This is a genomic window from Enterocloster sp. 210928-DFI.2.20 (assembly GCF_020554465.1).
In the GTDB taxonomy this organism is placed as follows: Bacteria; Bacillota; Clostridia; order Lachnospirales; family Lachnospiraceae; genus Enterocloster; species Enterocloster bolteae.
Genome location: NZ_JAJCHK010000054.1, coordinates 1 through 21,968, shown reverse-complemented (window position 1 = coordinate 21,968; position 21,968 = coordinate 1). Strand labels below are relative to the sequence as shown.

The 21,968-nt window shown below is 50.0% G+C and carries 18 protein-coding genes; 2 read left to right on the top strand and 16 right to left on the bottom strand.

All coding sequences use genetic code 11. The features are described from left to right. Positions 1–46: 46 nt before the first annotated feature. The gene (locus LI015_RS26725) at positions 47–262 is read right to left on the bottom strand and encodes a SpoVA/SpoVAEb family sporulation membrane protein (RefSeq protein WP_227126685.1); all 216 of its coding nucleotides are present in this window, start codon (positions 260–262) and stop codon (positions 47–49) included. Positions 263–391: 129 nt separating this feature from the next. Here LI015_RS26725 and LI015_RS26720 point away from each other — a divergent pair, with 129 nt between their 5' ends. Beyond that, positions 392–1,066: a GntR family transcriptional regulator gene (locus tag LI015_RS26720; RefSeq protein WP_227126684.1), complete on the top strand. Its 675-nt coding sequence runs from the start codon at positions 392–394 to the stop codon at positions 1,064–1,066. On the opposite strand, the gene LI015_RS26715 is transcribed toward LI015_RS26720, so the two are convergent. The 4 genes from LI015_RS26715 to LI015_RS26700 are packed head-to-tail and all read right to left on the bottom strand — an operon-like array spanning position 1,044 to position 6,643. Next, on the bottom strand, positions 1,044–1,451 hold the full coding sequence (locus LI015_RS26715; protein WP_227126683.1) for an iron-sulfur cluster assembly scaffold protein: 408 nt from the start codon (positions 1,449–1,451) through the stop codon (positions 1,044–1,046). The genes LI015_RS26720 and LI015_RS26715 overlap by 23 nt on opposite strands. After that, positions 1,444–3,831: an FAD-dependent oxidoreductase gene (locus tag LI015_RS26710; protein ID WP_227126682.1), complete on the bottom strand. Its 2,388-nt coding sequence runs from the start codon at positions 3,829–3,831 to the stop codon at positions 1,444–1,446. Before LI015_RS26710 ends, LI015_RS26715 begins: the two co-directional genes overlap by 8 nt. Further along, complete coding sequence (locus tag LI015_RS26705; protein ID WP_002564432.1) at positions 3,831–6,131, bottom strand: xanthine dehydrogenase family protein molybdopterin-binding subunit; 2,301 nt, start codon at positions 6,129–6,131, stop codon at positions 3,831–3,833. The genes LI015_RS26710 and LI015_RS26705 overlap by 1 nt, the downstream gene beginning before the upstream one ends. Further along, positions 6,128–6,643 (bottom strand): (2Fe-2S)-binding protein, encoded by a 516-nt coding sequence (locus LI015_RS26700; protein ID WP_227126681.1) that lies wholly within the window; start codon positions 6,641–6,643, stop codon positions 6,128–6,130. The genes LI015_RS26705 and LI015_RS26700 overlap by 4 nt, the downstream gene beginning before the upstream one ends. A 460-nt stretch (positions 6,644–7,103) precedes the next feature. Between LI015_RS26700 and LI015_RS26695 the strand changes: the two genes are divergently transcribed. Next, positions 7,104–8,483, top strand: a complete 1,380-nt coding sequence (locus tag LI015_RS26695) for a bifunctional diguanylate cyclase/phosphodiesterase (RefSeq protein WP_118018941.1) — start codon at positions 7,104–7,106, stop codon at positions 8,481–8,483. 98 nt (positions 8,484–8,581) lie between these two features. Here LI015_RS26695 and LI015_RS26690 read toward each other — a convergent pair whose 3' ends face one another. The 11 genes from LI015_RS26690 to LI015_RS26640 all read right to left on the bottom strand — a co-directional run bounded on the left by LI015_RS26690 (position 8,582) and on the right by LI015_RS26640 (position 21,652). Next, on the bottom strand, positions 8,582–9,754 hold the full coding sequence (locus LI015_RS26690; protein ID WP_227126680.1) for an ROK family transcriptional regulator: 1,173 nt from the start codon (positions 9,752–9,754) through the stop codon (positions 8,582–8,584). Positions 9,755–9,762: 8 nt separating this feature from the next. Then, complete coding sequence (locus LI015_RS26685; RefSeq protein WP_002573256.1) at positions 9,763–10,797, bottom strand: substrate-binding domain-containing protein; 1,035 nt, start codon at positions 10,795–10,797, stop codon at positions 9,763–9,765. 15 nt (positions 10,798–10,812) lie between these two features. Next, entirely contained in the window at positions 10,813–11,760 is a 948-nt protein-coding gene (locus tag LI015_RS26680) for an ABC transporter permease (RefSeq protein ID WP_227126679.1), read from the bottom strand. Beyond that, the gene (locus LI015_RS26675; protein ID WP_002573258.1) at positions 11,753–13,261 is read right to left on the bottom strand and encodes a sugar ABC transporter ATP-binding protein; all 1,509 of its coding nucleotides are present in this window, start codon (positions 13,259–13,261) and stop codon (positions 11,753–11,755) included. The genes LI015_RS26680 and LI015_RS26675 overlap by 8 nt, the downstream gene beginning before the upstream one ends. Positions 13,262–13,270: 9 nt before the next feature. Further along, positions 13,271–14,224, bottom strand: coding sequence for an ABC transporter permease (locus LI015_RS26670; RefSeq protein WP_002591918.1), 954 nt, complete (start codon positions 14,222–14,224; stop codon positions 13,271–13,273). Between the two features lie 5 nt (positions 14,225–14,229). Next, positions 14,230–15,513 carry a M24 family metallopeptidase gene (locus LI015_RS26665; protein ID WP_227126678.1) on the bottom strand — a complete coding sequence of 428 codons (1,284 nt, stop codon included), beginning with the start codon at positions 15,511–15,513 and terminating at the stop codon, positions 14,230–14,232. Positions 15,514–15,719: 206 nt separating this feature from the next. Continuing rightward, positions 15,720–16,691, bottom strand: coding sequence for a Gfo/Idh/MocA family protein (locus tag LI015_RS26660; protein WP_002564435.1), 972 nt, complete (start codon positions 16,689–16,691; stop codon positions 15,720–15,722). Between the two features lie 34 nt (positions 16,692–16,725). Further along, positions 16,726–17,565 carry a mechanosensitive ion channel family protein gene (locus LI015_RS26655; protein WP_227126677.1) on the bottom strand — a complete coding sequence of 280 codons (840 nt, stop codon included), beginning with the start codon at positions 17,563–17,565 and terminating at the stop codon, positions 16,726–16,728. A 234-nt stretch (positions 17,566–17,799) separates the two neighbouring features. Continuing rightward, positions 17,800–18,084: a Smr/MutS family protein gene (locus tag LI015_RS26650; protein ID WP_227126676.1), complete on the bottom strand. Its 285-nt coding sequence runs from the start codon at positions 18,082–18,084 to the stop codon at positions 17,800–17,802. Positions 18,085–18,108: 24 nt separating this feature from the next. Continuing rightward, positions 18,109–19,713, bottom strand: coding sequence for a hypothetical protein (locus tag LI015_RS26645; RefSeq protein WP_227126675.1), 1,605 nt, complete (start codon positions 19,711–19,713; stop codon positions 18,109–18,111). 52 nt (positions 19,714–19,765) lie between these two features. Then, a complete protein-coding gene (locus LI015_RS26640; protein ID WP_002564439.1) occupies positions 19,766–21,652 on the bottom strand; it encodes an ABC-F family ATP-binding cassette domain-containing protein in 1,887 nt (628 codons plus the stop codon). Positions 21,653–21,968 lie beyond the last annotated feature (316 nt).

The following is a 21,968-nucleotide window of genomic DNA, read 5'->3' as shown; positions in this document are numbered from 1 at the left end:
TCAATGCCAGAGTTTTGCTGGCATGATCACTCAAGATTCCGAGAGATCATATCATGGCTCCCATCCCCCCAAAATCAGTAAGCTTTTGGTAATGGCCTGTTATGGTTGTGACAGAACCAACGGCCGCCAGTGTGAATACGGTTACACTGACAGCAAACAGTTCCGGTACGCCGGCCATACGGTATGCCATTGTCAGGAAATGGCATAAAAAGCAGATAGCGCCTCCTGTCAGAAATGCGCCTGCATAACGGTTTATCTTCATTTCCACCTCATTTCCTTCTGCTTTTCACGGCAGAAATCGTTCATAAAAGGTAACAGTTCTTGCATTTTCCCAAATCATTGCCTATAATTCCTATATCAGATGACGAATCAGGTTAAAGGAGGCTTCACCATGGAAGACAACACACAGGCCGCACAGGCTCTGAGCAAAAAGGACGAGGCTTATGTCCGGATTAAGGACCGCATCATATCCGGCGAATACAAGCCCGGTTCCCTTCTGGTGGAACGCACCCTCAGCGATTCCCTCGACATGAGCCGCACCCCCATACGCGCCGCCCTTATGGACCTGTGCCACACGGGCCTTGCCACCTTTGTCCCCGGCAAGGGCATCTATGTATCTGTCATCGGACGCAGGGACATTGAGGAAATATATGAAATCCGTGCCCTTCTTGATCCGGCTGTTCTCCTGTCCTTCATGAAACAGGCCACCAGGGATCAGGTTGCCATGCTCCGCACCTTTGCCGATAACATGCGGGACGCGGTGCGCATGGAAAACACGGGTATGCTCATTGAAAATGATGTCAATTTCCATCAGTACTATACGGATTACTGCGGCAATGCCAGGCTGGCCGACATCATCTGCTCCACCGTGGATCCATTCCACCGCTTCCGCTACATCACCTCGTCGTCCATGAAAATGAACCGCGTATTTGTGGAAGAACATCTTCTGATCATGAAGGCCATAGAGGATAACGACCAGGCAGAGGCAGAGCTTCAGATGAAGGCTCATTACAGTCATTTAAAACGCTATTTAATCCAAAAGCTTACATCGGAGGGGCAGCTTTGACAGGCTGCCCTTCCTTTCGTTTACCTGCATAATCCAGTACTGCGCGCTTAAGGGCCAGTTCCGCCATCATGGCGCAGTGCATGTATTCCGGTTCCAGCCCTCCAAGAGCCGTTGCAATGACACTGCTGTCTATGGTGTAGGCTTCCAGTACAGGTCTTCCCCTGACCAGGGCTGCGGCTGTCTCGGCACACGCCTTGGACGGAAAACAGGATGTCTCCGTGATTGTGTAGGAGATGGAGGTTATAAGCTCTCTGTCCGCTGAGAAATAGTAGGTCAGCACATCCCTGCAGGAGGGGTCCTGGCAGGCCCCTGTCCCCATGCATGTTTGGGGCTTTCCCCTGTACTCACCCTTAAGGGCTGTTTCTGTTATGTATTCTTTATTCATCCTTCCCGCTCCAGTCCAGTGAACGCCGTACCAGTGTTTCGGCAACATCAATCTTGTAAGCGTTGCCTGAAAGGGGAAGCGCCCCCTCCAGTGCCAGCTTAGCGGCACCCAGTGCCGTCTCCCCGGAAGGTTTCCTTCCAATCAGATACGCTTCCGCCTTTTTCCTTCTCATGGGAACAGGTGCAACAGCGCCCAGCGTCATCCTGGCATCTGTAATCACACCGTCATCCAGCACATACCTGTATGCCAGGGCCACCACTGCGAAATCAATGGATTTGCGCAGCCTGAATTTCTCGTATCCTGATATGGTGCCTGCTGCGTCCCATGGAATCTGTATCTCCAGGATAAGCTCCCCCTTAAGCAGGGTGTCGGAAATACGTGTATGGGAGGTCAGAAGCTCCTGCGCCCCCAGAGTCCGCAGGTTTGTGCGGATAACTGCATCCGATGCCAGAAGCGCGGTTGCCATGTCGCTGGGATTCACGGCCAGACAGCCGCAGTTCATGCACCGTCCCGCCTCGCTGTTCAACATGTTGTACGAGTATCCCTTACGGTCTTCCCGGTTCACCCCACGCTCTCCGGCCGGCAGCAGGTCCGGCTCATTGGAGCAGCTGATGTTCCCGCACTCCGGAAGGAAACCCGCCAGCCCCTGGCGGCATTCACCTGTCTCAACAGAAAGTGGCGCTCCCTCCATATGGCGGTTCATCATGACAGCCGCCTCACGGCCGCCGGCCAGTGCCCTTACAACCGTGGCCGGTCCTGTGGTCACATCGCCGGCGGCAAATATTCCCTCCTGGTTGGTGCTGTGGTCCTCACTGGCCTTTATTCTTCCCCGGTCCGTCTCAACCCTGCATACACTGTCCAGGAAGCTCAGGTCAGATCGCTGTCCCACTGCCATAAACACCACATCCGCCTTTTCTTCCATCTGTCTGGCTTCATCATAGACAGGTGCAAAGCGTCCTTCCCCGTCCAGTGTGGAGACACACGCCTTAAACCGGACGCCTGTTATCCTGTCCTCCTCCGGCGATACGGATTCCTTAAGGATTTCCATGGGGCCCCAGCCGTTCTTAATCTCAATCCCCTCCTCCAGGACCCGTTCTATCTCCTCCCTGCCTGCTGGCATCTGTTCCCTGGATTCCAGGCAGATCATGGTGACCTTTGGCACACCCAGGCGCTTTGCCGTGACAGCCACGTCCACAGCCACATTGCCTCCGCCTACCACCACAACCTCTGAACCGGGCCGCTCATGGATATAGCTGTTTACCTCCACCAGGAAATCCAGGCCGAACCGTGTCAGCTCCTCACCTGAAATTCCAATTAACGGACGCTTCCATGCACCGGTATCCAGCAGCACACTGTCATTTTCACTGCGTATGGTCTCCAGCTCAATATCCTCTCCCACCTTTGTGTTAAACACAAAATGGACTCCCATGCCTTCCAGAACGGATACAAACTTCTGCACGATTTCCTTTGGCAGGCGGTAGGCCGGGATGGCATAGGCCAGACATCCGCCGGCCTCCTTCATGCGCTCGTACACAGTGACCCCATAACCGCTCTCTCTCAGATAATAGGCTGCTGCCAGTCCGGCGGGACCGGATCCGACAATGGCGGCCCTCTTTCCATTTTCCTGTTTTGGCGCCTTCATGAACCGCTCATGGTGTTCCAGAATATAATCCCCCACATAGCGCTCCACCGCGCCTACATTGACACGCTCATCGTACTGCTCCCTGTTGCATTTTTCCTGACAGAAATGGGCGCATACCCGGCTGGTGATGGCCGGCATGGGATTGGCTCTCAGGATGATGCGGGCCGCCTCGTCCACATCTCCTTCCCTCAGCTTTTCCATATAGGCGGAGATGTCCGTATGGGCCGGACACCCCTGTGTGCACGGAGTCATGCACACCTTGGCTGCCCCAAAGATGGAATGGTACCGGTTCTCCCCCATCATGGCGGAGCAGAGATGTCCCTCTTTTCTGGCACAATTCACCCGTCCGCCCAGGCTGTCCGGATACCGGTAGTACCAGCACCGCACATCCTGACACAGGTTGCCGCCTATGGTTGCGGTGTTTCTCAGGTTGGGGGATGCCACGCTTTCGGCTGCCTGGGCAATCATGGGATTCTTCTCCTTTACAAGGGCTGAACGTGCAATGGTATTCAGTGTGGTCATTGCCCCTATGAGCAGGCTGCCATGCTCCTCCCGTATATAGTCCAGGCCTTCTATTCCCTTAAGGCTGACCACCCGTTTTGGGTATTCCGGCAGAATTCGGTTTCTCATAAGGTCAATCAGGTCTGTCCCGCCGGCGCAGGCAGCCGTATGCTCCCCCTTTAACAGCTCACTGGCAAGGGTAACGGTTGACGGTTTTATATATTCAAAATTTTTCATTATGCCCTGTCCTCCTTTTCCTTTAACGCTGCAAGTACTTTTGCAGGCAGGTATGGGTATTCCTCCAGTTCAATGCCGCAGGCATTATAGACAGCCATGGTGATGGCCGGCCCGGACGGCGATATGATGGGTTCCCCGATTCCCATTGCCCCAAAGGGGAAGTCACTTTCCCGCCCCTTTGTGGACTCCAGGCACACATGGTCATGAGGCGGCGCCTCGTTGAAGGTTCTGGCCTTGTACTCAATCAGGTTGGGGTTGAGCACCTTATTGTCCCATTTATCCCAGACCGTCTCCTCCCGGATGGCCACGTCCAGCCCAGCGAAGAAGGAGGTCATCTGGTTATAGGCAGCCCTTGGGTTCATGATGGTCCCTGCGTCCGATCCTCCAAAATGGTCGGTTATCTCTATCAGCCCTGTCTCTGTATCCACTGCCACCTCAACGAACTGTACATGCATGATGGTGGCATTGTCGATGCCGGGCCAGTGTCCGGTTCCGCTTAAGCTGTCCGGATATATGAGAATTTCATGAAGGTCGTGTACCTCCTCCGGATTTGACAGGCGCTTAAGCATACCGTCCTTAAAGTCCCAGTCGGATGCCGGTATTCCCAGCCGTTCCTCTGCCAGTTGGAACAGGTTTTTCTTTAAATCCCTGGCTGCCCTCTGGGCGGAGATGCCGCCGGAGTAGGTGCTTCTGGAGGCAATGCTTCCAAAATCCAGAGGTGCTGCGCTGGTGTCCGAAATACTTACCCGCACCCGGTCCACCGGTATGCAAAGTTCCTCTGCCACGATCTTGCGGTATACGTCCCGGACCCCGCTGCCGAATTCCGTCATAACGGTCTGAATCATGACTCCCCCTGCGCTGGTCATGGTCACATTGGTATTGGAGGCCATGCCGCCGATATCCGAGTGTCCTGACAGTCCCATGCCCACGCCGTACCGCCTGCTTCCGTCAGCTCTGCTGGGAATGCCCCATCCCTTGAAACGGTCCTTCCATCTGAATCCCTCTGCCGCAGCATGGATGGTGTCCTTCCAGTCAGGGGACGCATTATACTGCCACGGTTCCTTCTGGTTCAATGCATTGTAATACCGCTCTCCGTGACGCAGCACATTCTTCTCATAATACACCACCGGGTCAAGCCCCAGGCCGATGCACGCCCTCATGATTGCCCGGTTTACCAGGGCAGAGGATTCCATGTATCCGTATCCCCTAAAGGATCCGGAGGGAACCTTGTTGGTCACTACCACAGTACCCTTGTACCGCTTGTTATCCGTCTTGCACAGAAGGGGCAGACTGGCCGTGCCCACAGATAGCATGTTTTCCTGGGTGGAGGCACAGACGCCTGCATCCGCATACTGGGTCATCTCAATGGCGGTTGCCAGTCCTTCCCGGTTCACCCCAAGCCTGACATGGGATTTGGTGCACATGCGCGTCTGGTGGCATGCAAAATGTTCTTCTTTTGTATAAGAAAACATCACAGGCCGTCCGGATGCCTTTGCCATGATGGCGGTCAGCACCGGCGGAACCACATTGCCCACAAACAGCTTGGAACCAAAGCTTCCCCCCACACAGGGAGCCACGATGCGCACCCTCTCATAGGGAATGTCCAGGGACGCAGCCACATAAGTCTGGCAGTTGGACGGTGCCGCGATGGATCCGTAGATGGTCAGCATATCATCATTCCACTGTGCAATACACACAGGGGCTTCCGCCGGCATGGCGTTCTGGCCGCTTTTAATCTCCCCGTCCATTTCCACAATGATATCCGCCCGGGCAAATCCTGCTTCCGGATCACCCACCTTAAAATCAAGGTCATCCAGTCCCGGAAAGATAGGGGGCGCTATATTGCCCGGAAACACATCATAGAGCTGGGGCGCGTCCGGCGCCAGCGCTTCATCAATGGTGAATACCGGAGGCAGTTCCTCATACTCCACTTCAATCAGTTCCATGGCATCCAATGCAATGTCCTCTGTGTCCGCCACCACCAGGGCCACCGGGTCCCCCACAAACCGGACTGTTTCATTCAACGGCCGGTAGTGGGGCGCCGGAGTCATTTGGTTTGTAATATAGATGTTGTCCGGTATGTCCTTGTATGTAACCACAGCATGGACCCCGTCACAGGCCTTTGCCCTGTCCACATCAATCCTGGTAATACGCGCATGGGGGTAAGGGCTTCTGAGCACCTTGCCGTAAACCATTCCTGTCACCCGCAGGTCATCCGTAAACACAGCCTTCCCGGTGACAATGTCATCTGCTATGATACGCTTGATTTCCCTGCCAACTACCTTGTAATCCTGGTTCATTCTTCACTCCTCCTTTTCTCCACATAAGCCATGATGCTCTCCACTGCCGTGTAATGGGTCCCGCAGCGGCAGTAATTGCCGGCCAGCGCATCCCGGACCTCCTCCTCAGTGGGGCAGGGCTTCTCATCTAACAGGGCCCTGGCTGTCATAATAATGCCCGATGTGCAGAATCCGCACTGGAATCCGCAATTGTCCACAAAAGCCTGCTGCAGCCCGGTTAAGCCCCCTGTCTCCGGGTCCGCCAGCCCTTCAATGGTGGTGATGCTGCTTCCGTCACAGTCCATGGTAAGCACCATGCAGGAAGTAACCGCACGGCCATCCATGATTACCGTACAGCAGCCGCAGGCCCCCTGCCCGCATCCCAGTTTCAGGCCCATAAGATGAAGCCGGTCCCTCAGTGTGTGGGCCAGGGTTTCAGACTGGGGCATATCCCCCCTGTTGTTTCCCACGGGTATCTCATATTCCCTGCGGTTCACCGTAAGCGTGATGAATTGTTGAAGCTTTTCTTTCATAGCTGCCTCCTTTATTTTTATGTGTTTCTTTTGGTATACCATTTATTTTGAATTTTTATCGTTTTTTCTCGGTTATTTTTTAAAATATGCACTATATTTATTTTATATTATTGTATAATATAGTTATTTTTAATAATTTATGGTATACCAAAATACTATCATCCCTTTCAGCAAATGTCAATTGTACACTCCTCTGTTTCGATATACTACTTTAAACATAACGAATACAGTATACGGCAGTCCGGCCTATGAACCGTATTTAACAGTTCTTCCTGATTTATGCCGGGTTACTGTCATAGGCATCTTTCACAAACAGTTGTTAAACAAAATTATTTATTATTTTTCCATTTCGTCTAACATTTCATAAATAAAAATTGAGATTTTCTGGCTTTTATATTATAATAAAAGAAATGCGAATGCAGACAACTGCTGTCTGCATATGACAAAGGAGGAAACAATCATGGGTTTGTTTCAGCATAAAAAAGAAAAAGGGACAGCAGAGCTTCCGCCTACACCACCTGTCCTTACCCCCACGGAACCGGATGCTGCCAGCGAGGGCCGCGCAGCCTGCATGAACAGGCTGGAGTCCGTACTGGGCGCCCCTTCGTCCAAGGGAGTGGTTCTAAAACTCTATCTGGAGAATTTTAAGAGTCTGAATAAGACGTTCGGATATGATTACTGTGAGGAGCTTCTTTCCCAGATAAAAAGCTATCTGAAGGAAGTGGCTGAGGGCAATATCTACCGTTACATAGGTGTGGAATTCATCATTATATTGGAACAGCTTTCAGAAGGGAAGGCCTGCGACCTGGCTGATGAGATTCTGGAACGCTTCGGAAACGTTTGGAAAATCCGCGGCGTGGACTGTCTGTGTTCCGCACAGATAGGTCTCTGCTCCTACCCCGGTCATGCCACCAGCACAGATGAGCTGCTTAAGCGCCTGGACCTGGCCGTGTCTGCTGCCTCTGACTGCGGACCCAACCAGATGGCAGTATATGACAGCAACATGCATACCCAGTTCGTCCGCCGCCAGGCCGTTGCCATGTACCTTCAGACAGCCCTGGAAAAGAATGAGCTGGAGGTCCGCTACCGTCCCACCTATAACCTGAAGGAAGGCCGCTTTACAAGGGCTGATTCCTATATGAGAATATTCATTCAGGGCATCGGGCTGGTGGGTGCAGCTGAGTTTATGCCCATAGCCGAGGATTCAGGCCAGATCAGGGCCATTGGCTACTACGCCCTGGACCATGCCGGCAGATGCATCAGCGAACTGATGAATACGGGAAGGGAATTTGACTCCATCTGTATCCCTGTTTCCCCGGTGCTTCTTGTACAGGAGGATTTTCTGGATCAGGTCACAAAGGTCCTTGAGACCTACCAGATACCCAAGGGCAAGCTGGCCCTGGAGGTGGATGACAGCGCCCTGTCCAATGTATATCTGAACGTAAACATCACCATGCAGGAGCTCTCCGACATGGGTGTGGAGCTGGTACTCAACAACTTCGGTTCCGGATGCGCTCCTGTCAGCAGTATCCTGGACCTTCCCATCAATACAGTAAAGCTGGAGCGCATGTTTGTATGGCAGCTGGAGACCAATCCAAAATCAGCCTCCATTGCAGGCGGACTGATTCAGATTGCCAGGGAACTGGGTATCCATATCATCGCTGAGGGTGTGGAGACAGAGAACCAGCTGAACGCACTGAACAACTATCAGTGCGAGTATCAGCAGGGCTTCTACTACGCTCCCACCATGGAGCAGGACGTGCTCATAAAGGTCATGGGAACTACGCTGGATGAGTCCAGGGTTACCATTGAGGAAGAGAAGCTTAAAATGAAGATGTAACAATAATCCTTGCAGGAAATAAATGCAAGAAAACGCAGGTTCCGTTTTAACGGTTCCTGCGTTTTGCATTGTTATTGTTATCATTATCAGATATTGTATTACGGCTTCCACTGGGCATAAATGGATTCATTGATTCCTGAATGTATGGTCAGCTCACTGTGTCCATCCTTTACCAGCTTAACCCTCCTGTTGCCATACAGGAAGCAGCGCTCCTGCACTATCTGGTTCATATTGGCAAACAACTCCTCATAGATATCCGTAATTTCTCCACCTATGTAAATGTATTCAGGGTCCATCATGGTAATCAGAACAGAAATCAATCTGCCCAAATATCCGGCGGTCTCGTGAATCAGATGAACGGCTTTTTCATCCTCTTTCTTTGCGTCTGCAACCAGCTGATTCCAGGCCCCCAGGACATCCTCCTGTTCCTCTCCCCAATATTCTGCCACGATATCAGGAATGGCAAGTTCATTCTCAATACATCCATACGCCCCGCATTCAGAACAGTATTTACGGGGATTTCCCAGCGGCGTATGGGCCACCTCACCGCCATACCCGTGATGCCCCCTTAACAGGGAACCTTCGCATATAATTCCGACGCCCACTCCCTCAGAGATATGGAGGTAGACAAGATTTCTGCACTCCGCAATGGTATGCTTAAGGCTTAAGGCACAGAGATTGGCCTCATTATCAACATAGCCCGGAAGCTGGAAGGCTTTCTCTACAATGGCTTTGAGAGGTACGCCCTCATACATCTTTACCGCACAGTTTACAAGTGTCTGAGTAGCCAAATCAAAGATTCCTGAAACAGCCACCCCCACACCGATGTACACGTGATTGGAGTTTTCCCTTGCAATCTCATCAAATCTTTTCCTGGCGTAGTCAATAACCTCCTCAGGGGCGTCCAAACCAGATATATCATATTTTTGATGGAACACAATCTCATTTCTGATATTCAGCACCGCAATTCCCAGCACACCTTTCATCTGCAGGTTCAGACACACCGTACAGAACCTGTTATATGCCAGATTAACCGTGGATGGAGTCCTTCCTACCGACATGGAGTTTTTTTTAACGATTTCAACAATTCCCCTCTCCAATAACTCATTGCACAGATTGGAAACCGTGGCAAAGCTCAATGCTGTTCTGTCAGCTATATCACGCTTTGTAAGACCGCTCTCCCCTGCTGAAAACCTCAGCACATTCACAATACTCTTAACATTGTGCTGTTTAATATCCATTACGTCCAAAGATTCCATCGTTTTCTCCATCTATCCTCTTAATTTACTGCTGGAGGATTCTGATATTTTGCCAATACGGCCTCGTCCTTTAACATCTCACCTGTCAGCAATGAGCTGCCTCCGTAGATGATAGGAGGAACATGTCCAAATGGCGGATTTGCTGATGGGATTTCTGTGGGATGTGCCGCTGCATATGCCAGCATCATCGCCTCATACCCAATCAGATATGGGTCATCCACGATTGTCCCTTCAATATCCCCAGCCTGCAGCAGTTCAATGACCGCTGAACTGTAATCACTTCCAATTATAACAATATTTTCTAAAATATTCAATGTTCTAGCTGCCGCTGCCGCTCCTGGCGCCCCATATCCATGGGTACTGAATATTCCCTTAATCTGAGGGTTGGCCTGAAACAGAGCCGCGCATACGGTTTCCGACTTTGCAACGTCTCCCTCATCGTTTAATTCGGATACAACCTGAACCCCCGGCGCATTCTCAGCCAGCCATTCCTTAAAACCTGCTGCCCTCTCTTCCTGGGCAATGGAGCCCGGAACCAGACATATGGCGACCTGTCCCTCTCCTCCAATCATCTCAGACATGGCTTTTGCTGCATTGGCTCCAAAATCATAGTTATCTGTGCCCACATAGGACAGCCTGCCGCTGTCAGCAGCATCACTGTCAAAACCAATCACAGGAACTCCGGCACTTAGTGCTTTTCCTATGGCCGAATTCAAGGTTGTCTCATCTGCCGCGGATACCAGTATTCCTGCTGGTTTCTTGGCCGTCACCTGTTCCACTGCCCTTGCTTCCAGCGACGCATCCCACTCCGCAGGTCCCTGAAGCTCCACTGTTATATGACTTCCAAGCAGCTTTGCCGCATCCTTCATACCTGCGTAGCACCAGTTGAAATATTCCGCTCCCTTTGTAAAGACCACCATGGAGTACAGTTCATTTTCCCTGGCAGCAGATGAATCCTGTCCGGCCGGCGCCGCTGCCTTTGATGTTTCGCTGCTGCATCCCGCTACACTTGCCAGCATAATTCCAGCCATACACAATGCGATTATTTTCTTCATGTAATTCTCCTCCTTTTATGAATGCCTCTTTTTTAATATGTTCATCCCCTCGCTCATCAGCACTGCCGCAATCAGAAACGCTCCCGTCACCACATCCTGATAATACGTGGAAATCCCGCTCATGACAAATGCATTGTAAATCATGGCCATGAACAGTGTCCCCAGCAAGGTTCCTGTAACCGATCCATATCCTCCGTGGGTCAGGCTTGTCCCGCCTATTGCCACTGTTGTGATTACTCTCAGGTCCGCATTGGTGCCATAGCTGTAGCTTGCGCTGCTGTAGGTCATGGCTGTCAGGATTCCGGCTGCCGCTGCCAGAACAGCAGATATGATGTATACATTCCGGTATACCCCTTCCACCTTTATTCCGGACAGACGGGCCGCTTCTTCATTTCCGCCCACAAAATATATCTGCTGGAATGATTTTTTGTTTTTAGAAAAGTAAATAAAAACAGCTGCCAGCAGGATGTACACAATCCAGCTCAAAGGCATTCCTGCTATCCTGCGTGTACTCCAGGCTGAAAATCCTTCTGAAAAATTAGAAATCGCGCTTCCGCCGGTAAGTGTCAGATTCAGTCCCTTTAAAACTGCCGCAATGGCCATTGTCACTACCATGGGATGCAGATTCAGCTTTTTTCTAAAAAGGTTTGTCAGGCAACCAATCCCCGCTGCCGCTGCCAGAACCAGCATTATAGCTGCCGCAAATGGAACTCCCCGTATCATGAACAGCGCAAGAACGATAGAAGAAAAGGGAAGGACACCTGCCACAGTCAGATCAATTCCCCCGGATATAATTACCAGGGTCATCCCCAAAGCCATGATTGCCTCCATGATGAAATTATCCACCAGTACACAAAGATTGGCTGCTGTAAAGAAATAAGGCGAACGAAACCCCATGAAAACCGCAAGAAGTACGATAAGGAAAATCAGTACCATATAATGAAGGTTGATTTTTTTAGCCATTTCCTTCCACCTCCTCCCGGAACGCCGCCTTCATCACAATCTCTTCTGTCAGATTGTCATTCTCCAATACGGCCTGGCATTTGCCCTCATGCATTACAATGACTTTATCCGATACTCCCAGGATTTCCGGCAGTTCAGAAGAAATCATCCACACAGCCATCCCGCTGTCTGCCAGCCTTCGCAGTATTTCATGAATCATTGCCTTAGCGCCCACATCCACGCCTCTGGTAGGTTCATCCACAATCAGCAGCTTTGGATTGGCAGCAAGCCATTTTGCAAAGAGTACCTTCTGCTGATTACCCCCTGACAGATTGGATAATCTGTTTTCCATACACTGTGTAGGATGTATTTCCAGTTCTTCAATATACGTTTTTGTTATACTTCTGCTCTTATCCTCCTTTATGAATTGTATAGGACTGCATATGGATTTAAGACAGGCTGCAATCGTGTTTTCCCGTACAGTCATGTCAACAAATAGTCCGATTGCCTTGCGGTCCTCTGACAGGTAACACACGCCCGCTTTGATTGCCTGAGCCGGATTGGAAAACCTTACTTCCTTATCCTCAAAAAACACCTTTCCCGAATCAATCTTGTCCGCCCCGAAAATCGAAAACGCACATTCTGTCCGTCCTGCCCCAACCAACCCAAACATTCCGGCAATTTCACCATATCGGATATCAAAGGAAACATGTTCAAATTTATCCTTTCTGCTGATACTCTCTGCCCTGAGAGCACATTTTCCGTTTCTGTCCTTTGCTTTCGGAGGATATAGATTATCAATATTGCGTCCTACCATCATCCTGATTATGGTCTGTACATCCATGTTTTCCCTTGTCAGAGTCCCTGTGCATGTCCCGTCCCTCAGTACCGATACCTTATCGGAAATCCTTGTAATTTCATTTAATTTGTGACTTATGAAAATAATCAGCTTTCCTTTTTCCCTCAAGTCAAATAACAGACGGAACAGGTTCTCGATTTCTTTGTCAGAAAGAGCGCTGGTAGGTTCATCCAAAATCAGTATGTTAACGTCCTTTGACAATACCTTCGTAATTTCTATCATCTGCTGCAGGCCGACGCTCAAGGTTCCGGCCTGAACCCTTGGATTGATGTTAGCACCGATTTTCCGGAACTCTTCCTCTGTATTTTTATAGAGACGGTCCCAATCTATAAACCCCAGCCTGTTGACAGGTTCATTATTGACAAATACATTCTGGGCCACAGTCATATTCCCTGCAATGCTTAATTCCTGATGTACGATTCCTATTCCATGGGCATAAGCCTCCACCGGATTCCTCATGGTTATGTTCCGTCCGTCCAGGAGTACTTCTCCACTGTCAGCCTGGTATATACCTCCGATTATTTTCATCAGGGTCGATTTTCCTGCTCCGTTCTCACCGATAATAGAGTGAATCTCCCCTTTTTCAAAATCAATGGAGATATTTTCCAGTACTTTGTTATTTCCAAAAGACTTTACTACATTTTTTACTTGTAAATAACTCATACCCTTCTCCTATCTCGGTTTTCTTCTTCGGCGCAGGGCATCAAAAGCCACCGCCGCCAGAAGCATAAGGCCGCTTATTGCAGATGACCAGTTAGGCGAACCGTTAAACATGATAAATACGTTATTTACCAGGGCCACTAATATGACTCCGAGAGCAGTTCCCAGAAAGCTTCCCGCCCCGCCATGCATATCAGCGCCGCCTATAACTGCCGCAGAAATCGCCTTCATCTCAAAGGAAATGCCATAACCTGCATGGCCCATACCCAGGCTGCTGGTCATCAGTATCGCAGCAATTCCTGCCATAAGGCCGCTAATCATGTAGCCCAGGATAATCGTAAGTCCAGACGGAATACCTGAAATAAATGCCGCCTGCCTGTTGCCTCCCACGTAAAACATGCTGCGCAGGGGTCTGAAACGTCTTGATAAAAGGGCCAGCAAAAGCATAATGGTGATTGATACCAATATCTTATTAGGTACTCCAAGCAGACTTCCTCTCCCTATATTGGTATAGGCGTCAGTCAACCCTGCCACGAAATAACCGCTGGTCAGCACATAACAGGCTCCCCGGCAAATAGACTGACTTCCAAGAGTCGCCACAAAGGGAGCTACATTGGCTTTGGACACAAGAATACCATTAACCGCACCTATCGCACCCCCAAAAAGAATGCCCAGGCCTACTGCAAGCACTATGTTTATACCTTTTTGAATCATTAAGGTACAGATGATTCCAGACAGCGCAAGGACTGCTCCCACAGACAGGTCCACCCCGCCCAATATAATGACAAAGGTCATTCCGCAGGCCAGCAGCAAATCATAGGCAAGATTGGAAAATATGGCTTCAATGTTGCTTCTGGCATAGAAAAGTTCTCCTTTGAGAATACACATTGCAACAAAAATAACTGCAATTGTAATGATTAACGTTCCTTCCCTGTTATTGACAGACAGTTTCATTTTGTCTTTCATTCACATCACATCCCTCTGCCTACCAGCTCCTGAACATCCACCGGCATATCAGAACACTTGACAGCAGTTCTTCCCCGCTTTATATATGCGTCCTCAACACAGCCTCCGGCAATCTCGGTATTTGGATAACCGTAACATCCAAGATCCAGCATAATACCTACGTTCTCACCATACGGTTCTTCCTTGTCCGGGGTGATGACCATTGGTTCCAAACACTCCGTCAGTCCGGTTCCATGACATGTACTATAAAAATGAAACTGCTTCATATTATGCCCTCCGATTTCCTGTGAGGCAAAATAATTCCTGGCCGCCAGGTCAATGCGGTTGGAAGGAAGATTCCCCTGGCAAACATGATAGATTTCCTGTTCCGCCCTTCGGTAAGCTTCATTCATGCAGTCAAAATATGCTTTCTGAAGTTCGCTTCTCTTTCCCATAACAAAAGACCTTCTGCATACGCCCTTATAACCCTCAAAGCTGGGACTGCAGCCAATCTGCACGATTTCTCCTTCCTCTATCACTTTGTTTGAGGCTGGTCCAATCACGGTTTTGCACCGGTCACCTGAATTTACAATTGTATCAAACCCAAATCCGGTTCCCCCAAGGGATTTGACTGTAAAGTCTCCTACTGCCGCCACTTCGCTTTCCCTGATTCCCGGCCTGACAACTGCCAGCATGGCTCTTACTGCTGCGCAGGCAATGATATCTGCCTGTTCCATACACTTAAACTCATTCTCTGATTTTTCATACCGGAGGTCAGACAGGATATCGGAAGCATCCACCACTTCCACTTTTCCAAAACTCGTATGGAGGAATTCCATGAATTTTGCCGGAATGATATCATCACTTGTCATATAACCGATTCGTTTGATTTCGTGTCCTATGTAACGGGCAATGACTTCATTCAGCTCATCCCTGTCCACTCCTTCATAATATTCATCGGGTATGCTGAATTCGTTTACAAAACGGGTGTCCAATCCCAATCCGGATTCTTTTGAAAGGATACCGGATTCAGGTCCGGCCAGAAGAAGAGGACGTTTTCCGGGAGCAATCACCCCGCTGGCTCTTTCGATGGTTGGGTTATATCCAGTCAGATAAATACCATCCCCCGGCATCTCTCTGTACCAGAAGAAAAATCCCATATCAATTTTTTTCTCATCCAGCTTCTTCCATACATTCTGATACCGCTCCTCATATTCTTTCTGCGGAATCTTAAAATCCTTATCAATGCGTCCCTCATACGCCCTCACGATTCCCATAACCCTCTCAAAATCCATTGCGCTAATACCCATAACTACCTCCTTCATTTATTTGTGCATTTTTTATATTAAACTAATTATTATAATACTTATTATAATTATTATATAAATATTTGTCAATACTGCGGGGGGATTAGAACATGATTTCCGTAATTTTTCATAAATCCCGGCGGAAAACAGCAAAAAATAAAAAAGCCTGCTTGGATTTTTTCCAAAACAGACCTTTTCCTGTTATTTTTCTACCTCTCCATCGGATAAACCAACCCCCACTGTCTGCGAAGCTCATCCATCCACCCCATCATGCGCAGGGTTTCCTCATGAGGCATTTCCGGGCACTCCAAAGCTCCCTCTTTGATCGCCCGCAGGCACGCCTCCACCTCGTACTCATACCCGCTGATCTGCTTAGGTGTATCGTAGGAGGCAATCATGTTCCTGGAGCGGTCATAGACCCGGATTCCCTCACAGTTGTTGATGTTCTCCACCTCAATAAATCCATTGTCACCGTAGATGATGCCCCGGCGGTCGCTGAGTCCCATTGCACTGCTGCACAATGCCGCCATCTTTCCATCCTTATAGGTAATGGTGATGCTGTTCTGAGCATCCACTCCGGTCTCTGTCATCACCGCGGTACCGGTAATGGAGTCCACCTCATCCCCGAACACCATGGACGCAAAATTGAGCGGATAGATTCCCACATCCAAAAGGGCTCCTCCTGCCAGCTCAGGGCGCATGATGCGCTCTTTGCCGCTGATAATATAGCCCAGATTGGCTGTGAGCATATAGGGCCGTCCTATGACGCCGCTTGACAGCACGCTGTCCAGGGTTTTCCTCATGGGCATATACCGGGTCCAGATGGCCTCTGTCAGAAGCAGCTTTTTTTCTCTGGCCAGCGCAAGCACTTCCCTGGCCTGGGATTCATTGACTGTAAAGGACTTTTCACACAGAACATGCTTTCCGTGGTTCAGGCATAATTTAATGTGCTCATAGTGGTGTGAATGAGGTGTGGCAATGTATACTAGCTCCACCCCGGCATCCTCCACCAGTTCCTCGTAAGATCCATAGGCTTTTTCAAAACCATACGTTTGCGCAAATTCAGCTGCCCTTCCATAATCCCTGGCAGCCACCGCGTAATTTTGCGCGCAGTCCATCTCTCTAATGGTCCCTGCCATGGTTCCCGCAATTGACCCGGCTCCAATTATACCTACCTTCATCTTAGTAACCCTCCTTTAATGCTTTTTTATTCTTCTATTGTTTCTCTGTTATTCCATTTTGTTCCAATTCTTTCTCTGAGCTTCCGGTAACTACATGGACATGCCTGTATGGTATGGAGATACCCGCGGCATCAAAATTCTTCTTAATGAGGCGGCGTATATCGCTGCAGGCAGTAAAATTGTCGTCAATGTTCTTGGTCCATACCGTGGATTTAAGGATGATTCCGTCATCTCCCAGTTCCTTAACCGCCACATTGACCTTATTACCCTCCGACGGATCCGGGCGGATGTCAACTACCAGCGGATAAGAGGCAATGGTCTCCCGCATCACCTCGATTGCCTGTTCCAGATTGCTTTCATAGCTGACGGAGACTTCCATGTAATTGCCTATATAATCATTGTTATAGTTGCTGTTTTCCACAATTGCCTTATTGATGACGCTGTTGGGAATAATCATGCGGCTGTTATGGTAGGTCCGGATTACGGTATGGCGCACCGTCATATCCTCCACGATTCCAGAAATGCCCAGACTGCTTATGTTCACCTTCTCTCCCAGATTAAAGGGACGGGACCAGCTGAGCATGACGCCGCTTATGACGTCCGCCAGAACCTGCTGGGCAGCAAAACCCACGATGGCTACTAACAGCGAGGAGCTGGTAAGCAAAGTAGCGCTCAGCGCCTTAGTGGTATTAAAAAGTCCGCTGATGCAGATAAAGGCTATGATTGTCAGCACGACCTTGGACATACTCCGTAGGAATTTAATATGAATCTGTTCCTTCCGCTTCAGAATCATCCCGAATATCTTATTAAGCGCAAACATTCCCCCGCTCCAGAATACTACAATCACCGCTATCTTAATCAATAAAATCTGCATTCAAATATATCCTTTCATATTTATGTCGTTCCTATTATGCTGTTCTTTTATACAGTTCCTTTAAGTACCAGTCATGTTATGTACGCAGGCTGCATTAGTAGTCTACCATACCGGCCCCCTTCTTGCAATCTCCATATTCAGACCAGCTCCCATGTCTGCTCCGTGCCTGCTCCCGTGTCTGCATCCTTTATCCGCAGCCTTTATCCCCCGTCCCTATACGTATTCCTCCTATCATCAAAACTCCCTGATTACCAGCTCCGTAATTCCCTGATTGTCTCCCATCTCAATTCGTTTTACCGCCGGCTCCCTTCCGTAACCGTATTCCTCACGGAGCATGCTCCGAATCCGCGTGCCGCCGTTATATCCGTGTATGACACGAATCCGGTAAATGCTTTTTCCCGCAGAATGTATCTGCATACTGATTGCCTTTTTCGCTTCCTCTGTGTTTTTTCCGTGTACGTCTATCTCTATGATTCCGCCCGTCATCTGTCCATCATTCCTCACTTCTTTTGTTGTCAAACATACTGTCCGTATGATAATACATCACGCCATAAATTTTAAATCAAACACGATGGCCCTTGCCAGCTCCTCAGGCACCGCCTCAGCCTCCTTCGCCAATACCTGCTTAATGAAAGCAGCCTGCTTCCTGTCCACCCTTGCATAGGGACTTCTGATTTGCAGCGCACCCAGCAATTTATCCCTGTATTCCTTCAGAGACTCATCCTTCAGCAGGAAAATCAGATAGGGCAGGCGGTCCCAGGAATTCTCCTGTATGAGAAGGAGTATCAGGTATCTTCTGATGTGACAGACAGAATCCGGGGACTTTCCCGCAGTCTCGTCTGATTTCCTCCATTTTTCCTGCTCCCCGTAAAGCAGAGCTGCGCCGGGATGTATCCCGTTTTTCCGGATGCACTGATAAGCGGCCTTGGATATACAGGGCCTGGTATCTAAGAGATACTTCCAGTAAATTCCTTCCCCTTCTGCCCCCATCAGCATACCCACGGCTTCCAGAGCGCCCCTGACCACCTTTTCAGATTCGTGCTCCAGATACGGAAGAACAAGGTCCGCCAATCCATGCCTGTCATCCAGCGCCCTTCCCTGTTCCCCGATTCCCAAAATAGCCGGCACCGGGACAGGCTCCTTCAGATGCTTCTCATAGAATGCCAGGATATCCAATTGGCTGTGCTTTTTAAGTATGTAGGCCGCCAGATCCCGTATGCCGCAGTTGACATCCAGCAGCAAATCTTCCACACCCGGCCAGGCACATTTCAGAACATGATATTTATACTCCATGGCCTTTCTCCTGACAAAAGAGCTGCGGTGCAGCAAATAACAGTCAGCCATTTCCATGGAGCACGGGTAATATGTAAGCAGCCCTGTCCATATGACGGACTGGCAGTAGCTGTGTTTTTCCTGGTTGAGAAATAGTTCTGCCGTCTCCTGGTCCAGCCTTCTGCCGCTGAACAGGAAGCGGTATATGCTCTTTCTCACCTCATAATCCATGGACAGAACGGATGGCACTGACAGGGAACCCGCCTCCTGGTCCAGCCGTTCTGACATGACTGTTCCGATATGTTCCACGGTCCGGCCGTCCTTTCTCCCGGAACGCTTTACCTTATCCAGGGCCATCATGGCCGCAAACAATTCATCCAGGGGACATGTCTCCAGGCGTTTGGCTGCTGCCCGTGCAGCAGCCAAACGCACTTCGCCCACCCAGTCATTGAGGCGGAGCACAAGAAAGGGGAGCGCGCCAGGATAACCAGCCATCTCCTCCAGACAGGCCTGGCGGTAATAGCCATTGGGATGGAAGCTGCCCAGGGCCAATATCCAAAAGTAATCCCTATCTGACCGGAACCAGTCTTTCTTCTGCCTTATATCCACTTTTTTCCAGTCAATATCCCATTCCATAGAGGTATACTGCCGGAAATGTTCGCTGAGCCGTATCACCTGCCTCATGGTCATACCCTCCATGACCATCCCTATGGCCCTTCCCCCGCTTCGTATCAACTCCCGGTCCTCTGCTGCCACCGCACAGTACACCTGGGAAAGACCGGAAATATCCATTGCTTCCAGTCCGGATATGGCCCGGGACATCCTGGCATGGTATGCCCTTTTCAACCGTTCCTTCTCAACTTTTGTCCAAAGCATGAAAAACCTCCCTTCTGCCCGGCAAAAACTTCCGTTTCTGCACTGTGCCTGGCTACAGAACCTCCATCTCCTGGGCCTTTTCCAGCCATTCCATACAGGCCCTGTGCCATTCCTCCCAGGCCTGTTCCAGACGCAGGCACCGGTCCTCATATTCATTCATCCGCTCCCAGGCACCTCCGTTCCAATACTCCTCTGAGCCATGCCACATGGCCCGCAGTTCCCTCACCTGCTCCGTCAGATATTCCACTGCATTCCCGGCAGGTTCCAGATGTTGGGCGGCCAGGCCCATGTTCCATTCCCGGTACGCCTCATCCTCCGGTATTTCCCTTAACCGGTGGCGTTCCGCTTTGGGCACGGCGCGCATACCTGCTATCAGCGCCTGCTCCTCGGCCCTGATCTGTGCTGCCATGGAACCGCCCTGGTTCTCCCTGGCCTTGCGCTCCAGATAGTGCTCATATCCAAAGGGATAATACATTACGGTTTGATTTTCAAATATCATTACCGCATCTGCCACCTGCCGGATCAAATATCTGTCATGGGACACAAACAGAATCGTCCCTTTATAGGCCCGGAACGCGGATTCCAGTGTTTCCTTTGCCTGGATATCCATATGGTTGGTTGGCTCGTCCAGAACCAGAAAATTGGGACGGCTCTGTAAAAGCTCAGCCAGCACCAGCCTTGCCTTTTCTCCGCCGGACAGAGAACTGACCTTCTTCTGAGCGTCCCTTCCCCCGAACAAATATGCGCCAAGGATACTTCTGGCCTCCTTCTCTGTCAGTGCAGGGAATTGGGCCGTAAAATGCTCCAGCACGGTCTGCTCCGACTGGATGGCCCCGCTGTGCTGGTCAAAATAACCAATGGTGGTCTGATTTCCAAGGGAATAGCTCCCTTCCAGAGAGGGCAGGAAACCGGCAATGGTCTTTAAAAATGTGGTCTTACCCGCTCCGTTTGGTCCCAGTAGCGCAATCTTCTGTCCGCGCCGTATGCGCATGGTGATTTCAAGCAGCGGCTTTTCATATCCGATTTTCAGGTGCTCTGAAGTGAACACCCACTTGCTGCCGGGCAGCAGAGGATTAATCTCACCTGTAAAGATATGAGCATCATCCTCCTGAGGTTTTTCCACACGCTCCATATGCTCCATTGTCTTCCGCTTTGCCCTGGCAAATGCAGCCTTATTTGGTTTGTGTTTAAACCGTTCCACCAGATTTTCCAAACGGGCCAGCTCCTCCTGCTGGCGCTCATATGCCTTCTTCTGAAGCCGAATCTGTTTCAGCTTTTCTTCCCTGTAATGGGTATAATTGCCCGGATACCGCCTCAGTCCTTTTCCTGTCAGCTCATACACAACATCCGCGGTCTGGTCCAGAAAAAAACGGTCATGGGATACCATTACCACCGCGTTTTTATAATGTTTCATATACTGTTCCAGCCATCCGGCTGTCTCCATATCCAGATGGTTGGTAGGCTCGTCCAAAAGCAGTATATCCGGCTTTTCAAGAAGCAGGCGGATTAAAGCTATCTTGGTCTGTTCCCCTCCGGAAAACTGGCTTATCCGCTTTTTCTTATCCTCCTTCGGAAATCCGAAACCAGTAAAAAGCGTGTCGTACTCACGCTCATATTCAAAGCGTTCCCTTTCAAAGGTATCCCGGCAGGGGCATGCCTCCAGAAGCTCCTCCTCCACGGTCCGGTTCCCGTCCTTAAAGGCCTGCTGGGAAAGCATCCCAACGGTGAGCCGGCGCGAACACCGTATCCCCGCCCCTTCGCGTCTGTCATCCCGGTCCAGAGAAAGCTTCCCTGCCACAAGATTTAACAGAGTGGTTTTGCCTGCTCCGTTCTTACCCACCACTGCTATCTTTTCATTGCCGCGAATCTCAAAATCAATGTGGGATAAAATCAGCTCGCCGCCCACTGATACGGTCCCGTTTGAAATCTGGTATAACATGACTGTGTCCTCTGTCTGTGATAATATAGTTAAATCTTTCTGGTGATGTGATTATCCTGCCATTTTCTCTGGCTGTTATCTGTATTATATCATGACGCGCCTGATTGTAGTAATAAATACTTTTTCTTCCTTTCCCGGACTGCGTTTTGCGGATTTTACCATATAGACCCGGAAACCAGGATAATGTTGCCATGAGTCAAAAAAGAGAGGTCAGGCAAGCCCTCCTCTCTCTGTCCGTCATACCAGCTGGTTATTTCTTTTGGGTCTATACTGAATGTTGGGGTGTGCTGAAAAGCACACTTCCAACATTCTTTTC

Coding starts and splice junctions, on each gene's coding strand:
- LI015_RS26725 (WP_227126685.1), bottom strand. CDS start 262: ATGAAGATAAACCGTTATGCAGGCGCATTTCTGACAGGAGGCGCTATC.
- LI015_RS26720 (WP_227126684.1), top strand. CDS start 392: ATGGAAGACAACACACAGGCCGCACAGGCTCTGAGCAAAAAGGACGAG.
- LI015_RS26715 (WP_227126683.1), bottom strand. CDS start 1,451: ATGAATAAAGAATACATAACAGAAACAGCCCTTAAGGGTGAGTACAGG.
- LI015_RS26710 (WP_227126682.1), bottom strand. CDS start 3,831: ATGAAAAATTTTGAATATATAAAACCGTCAACCGTTACCCTTGCCAGT.
- LI015_RS26705 (WP_002564432.1), bottom strand. CDS start 6,131: ATGAACCAGGATTACAAGGTAGTTGGCAGGGAAATCAAGCGTATCATA.
- LI015_RS26700 (WP_227126681.1), bottom strand. CDS start 6,643: ATGAAAGAAAAGCTTCAACAATTCATCACGCTTACGGTGAACCGCAGG.
- LI015_RS26695 (WP_118018941.1), top strand. CDS start 7,104: ATGGGTTTGTTTCAGCATAAAAAAGAAAAAGGGACAGCAGAGCTTCCG.
- LI015_RS26690 (WP_227126680.1), bottom strand. CDS start 9,754: ATGGAGAAAACGATGGAATCTTTGGACGTAATGGATATTAAACAGCAC.
- LI015_RS26685 (WP_002573256.1), bottom strand. CDS start 10,797: ATGAAGAAAATAATCGCATTGTGTATGGCTGGAATTATGCTGGCAAGT.
- LI015_RS26680 (WP_227126679.1), bottom strand. CDS start 11,760: ATGGCTAAAAAAATCAACCTTCATTATATGGTACTGATTTTCCTTATC.
- LI015_RS26675 (WP_002573258.1), bottom strand. CDS start 13,261: ATGAGTTATTTACAAGTAAAAAATGTAGTAAAGTCTTTTGGAAATAAC.
- LI015_RS26670 (WP_002591918.1), bottom strand. CDS start 14,224: ATGAAAGACAAAATGAAACTGTCTGTCAATAACAGGGAAGGAACGTTA.
- LI015_RS26665 (WP_227126678.1), bottom strand. CDS start 15,513: ATGGGTATTAGCGCAATGGATTTTGAGAGGGTTATGGGAATCGTGAGG.
- LI015_RS26660 (WP_002564435.1), bottom strand. CDS start 16,691: ATGAAGGTAGGTATAATTGGAGCCGGGTCAATTGCGGGAACCATGGCA.
- LI015_RS26655 (WP_227126677.1), bottom strand. CDS start 17,565: ATGCAGATTTTATTGATTAAGATAGCGGTGATTGTAGTATTCTGGAGC.
- LI015_RS26645 (WP_227126675.1), bottom strand. CDS start 19,713: ATGCTTTGGACAAAAGTTGAGAAGGAACGGTTGAAAAGGGCATACCAT.
- LI015_RS26640 (WP_002564439.1), bottom strand. CDS start 21,652: ATGTTATACCAGATTTCAAACGGGACCGTATCAGTGGGCGGCGAGCTG.